General features: G+C 46.4%; 1 protein-coding gene. It reads left to right on the top strand.

Features of this window, described 5'->3' with window-relative positions; translation table 11 throughout:
• The coding region (locus KDK17_RS18690) for a hypothetical protein (protein WP_257288777.1) at window positions 1-3,983 on the top strand (3,983 nt) is incomplete at both ends.

The following is a 3,983-nucleotide window of genomic DNA, read 5'->3' on the forward strand; positions in this document are numbered from 1 at the left end:
CGGGCGATCAGCCCCCTGAACTGCAACGTCTGGGTCAATCACTCTTTGTCAATGACGAGGCTCTCCTGGCAGCGGCTACCTCAGCCTATTTCCAGGTTCATGTTCTGGGCGGGGATTTACAACAGCAGGCTCTAAATGAACTGTTGGCACACAGCAAACCCGTCGGCTATGTTGTACACGTCGGGGATGACGCACAGGTTTCTGCTGTACCTGCGGGTTATCCAAAGCTGGAAGTCGCAGAAACTCCAGGGGAGGTTATTGTTTTTCATGGTCAGAAGCTGAACCCCCGTGATACTGCTTTTGTAGAGAAGCTCCACAACCTCTGGAAAGAAGCTGAGGGCAATAACCTGGCTCCTGCATGGGTAACAAAGATTAATATATTCCGCGTCAAAAGCTTCCAGCACGTCATTCGAAGCAGGCAAATGGCACTGTTGGAGGAGTTTGTTGCACGGCACAATGCTGAAGTGAGCAAAAATCAACCGACAACGCTTACAAACGAAGATAGAGTGTCGGGACGTGCGCTTGCATTCTATGAATATCTCCAGCAGGCATTGGCCACCGCTGATCAAGATCGGGCAATTACGGTATTAGAATTTGAATTCACACTGGAACATATCAGAGCCGCCTCGTCCGCTATCACGCCAACCTGGCTGCAGATTCAACTGACCAAACACTTCAGCTTCAAACCCTTACTTAGAGACTTTCTGAGTCATCAGAATGTTGTTCAGGGCATTATGGGTCTTGTACCCGTTGTTGACGAATCACAGCTCGATGTTTCTTACGACAACGACCGCTTTGCTTTCAAAGTCCTGAGCGACATGACCAGGCAGCTGATCAAGAGTGACAGCAAACTGATAGATCAGCTGAAAAGAGAACGCAAACTCACCCAGGTTAATAACCACTTAAAGATCATGTTGGGGAAAGCCACTGCCATTGAAAAGCAAAAGCTCATAGTACTTCAGCTTAAGTATCAGGCTGAGCATGATCTTCGACAGCTTCATGGCGTATCGGAAAGACAGCAAAGCCTGTTACGGGAATTTCGGCAGAAAGTCGAACGAATCCCGGGGCTGGAAAAACAAATTCGTAATGCCAGAGCAGAAGCCACAAAAGCCCGCAACGCTCGACTGGCAGAAGAGCTTGGCATTGAAGACTGGGATGATTGCCAGTCACTGGAAAAACAAGCCAGACTCATCAGTATAAAAATTCATGCAATCAACAAGGCGTTGGCCACAACAGGACAGCCTGAGGGAGAATCTATAGAAACAACACTGCCGGCTCTAGAACGCCAGCTCGGTATTATTAAAATCGATGAAAAAGATCTGGATGCCCGCTTTCAGTGCATTCAAGAGCGTCTGCGACAACACCCAGTTGAACCCTATGATGCTGTATTCCGGGAGACAATGGCTATCGCTGAACGTCAGCTGGGCCTGGTTCCTGAAAACGAAGATGACCTGGTAGCCCGTCAACGTGACATTCTTCAGGCCATTCAGCAGCAACACAAGCAGCGTATAGTTCAGATCTATGAACGGCTTCAGCACCAGAAAACCAGAAGAGATGCCGAAACCAAAGCCAGCTATGCAACCATTGCCGAACATTTAAACCTTCAGAATTTTGATCGCAATGTAGATATTGACGCTCAACTAAATCAACTGCTTCAAAGAATTGAGACACTGAATGCTCAACTACAGAGTAAACATATACTGAATCTTCAACAAAAAAACCTGTTTGACAGACTTCAGTCACTGAATACTCAGGGCACTACCCTCGGCAAAGATCAAGAACATTTGCTTCAGAAAATCCAGGCACTGAATGCTCAATGCTGCATGGAAGAACCTGACGTCAAAACCGAGCAAGATGGTCTGGCACTGATTTTACGTATCAGGCTGGATGAAGACAGCACCACGGAAGAAGACAATGCACTGAAAACAGCAATGTATCAGAGGTTCAGCAGTCTTCAATATCTGGAAGAAGAACTGAAAGACATCAGAACACCAGGCCACCCCAAAGCCATGCCTGTGGTACTGGAAAAACTGTCTGATGTGGAAAAAGCCCTTGATATGGATGACCTCAATAGTGAGGACGATGTGTATTACCGTCGCAACGTCATTTCTGAGGAAATTCAGACAAGGATGACAAAAGTCAGACAGCAGGAAGAGGAAGTGGCTCTGAAAATGCTGAAAACAGTAGAAGACATACTCAAAATAGAAGTCAATAATGGTGATGACAAAACCGCAAGGCTTGACAGGGTTCGTACAAAACTTGACAGCGGTGAGGTCTCAGAATCCACGGTCGATACGATAAAGCACTCACTCCGGAAAGAAGACATCCTATTCAGGAGCCAGGCCGGGAACACAGAACTTCAGAACCTTCAAAGGAATCTTGACTTTTATGTCGAAAATGTGAGCAGCCGAGCCGCAACAAGACAGTCAAGTATACTCAAAATTATAGAGGACAAGCTGCACATCTACGACTTTGTCCGCGAAGAGGCTGATGAAAAAGGCGGGGCTTTCGTGGCTAAACTGGCCAATGATCTGGGAATAATATTCAGAAGAAAAGCCTACCTGCCTGAAAAAAAGTATGTTCTTGAAAAAAATATTTTGGCATTAATGGAAGAAGTAGACGAAGCCTTTGGCGATGAAGATGTCAGAAGAAGCAGAAACAATGAAATCGCTCATCAACTCAACATTAAGTCCTATGAAGATGACGCCGGTATAAACGACCAGAATATTTTAATTAAAGAAAAACTCCAAGAGCTTTATGAAGAAGTTCCCAAAGTAGGTGTTACCACCGTTAATGAGCATATCGCAGCCATTGAAGGTGAGCTTGACAGACAAATGGCTCGCCTGGGACCTAAACCCCGATACGTTCTTGATCGCGAGGTAGCCAGCGCCAGACAAACAATACAACAAGCTGAAAGTGAACTGGCAGCCGTTCATCGCAGGCTGATTGCTGTTAGTGGCAAACACCTGTTATTTGCGGGTCAACCTGCTGACCTCCGGGATCTCCTGGATGAAGAGAACATGGCTCTCAATCAGGCAATGAAACAAGTTCAGATCGAGTTGGATCTGGCTGCTGTTGACGAACAAACCTCTGAGGAGCGATTAAGGGACTTCAGTCATTTCCTGCGGGGATACGGCAGAGAAAGACAAGGTGAAATCCTTAATGAACTGAATGCCAAAACAGGTCTGAGCATCCAGATAAAGGATGAATTCGGTTCAGTGGAAAACGCTCTTTACTGTATTGGCCTTGCCAATACAGATTCTCATGTTCAGAACGAAGATAATGAAGCATTGGGTGAACTGTTTTTAGCCAAGAGAAAGTACTTTCAAATCAGGAAATTCGTAGATCAGCACTACATAAAAAGCAGTGATTTGGTGAATGCACAGATTGAACAGTGGAATGCAAAAGAAAAGCTGGAGCTTAAAGAAAAGGAGATGATCGATCCTGGCGACATCGATCAGAAAGCTAAAACTCTGCATATGAACGAAATGGACAGGCTGGGCTTAATCTTGAAGCAGGCAAGTGATGCTGTATCAAAAGCACAAAAAGCTCTGGTGGATCATCATGAAGCGGCGCTTGACGCCACTGAAGAAGCTGCGGGTCTCAAACCAGACTCCACTGACACCTGTGAACACCGGATTAGTGCCCTGCTAGAAAAACTTTTACAGCTGGGCGGGTATGATGGTAATGGCGGCAAGATCCGTCAACTGCTTAAGGAACGGCTTCACCTTAGAAGTGAGATTGGAGCCAGGAAAGCAGACATTGGGAGAATGAGGGAAGTCCTGAAGGCTGCAGAAAAAGCTGTCGAAAATGATGGCGGTCCCTTCCAGTTCTCGCCGAGACAGGTCAATGTTCTGGCCGATATGAACACCTTCACGCAGCAGCACTCTCTCAAGCAACAAGCTCTGGATGCCGCACTGGGTCTGACGGAATCAGCATTCAGCAGCGGTAAGACAATACCCTGCCTGACAACTTTCGATTTT

The sequence above is a fragment of the Endozoicomonas sp. SESOKO2 genome, assembly GCF_024606245.1.
GTDB lineage: Bacteria > Pseudomonadota > Gammaproteobacteria > Pseudomonadales > Endozoicomonadaceae > Endozoicomonas_A.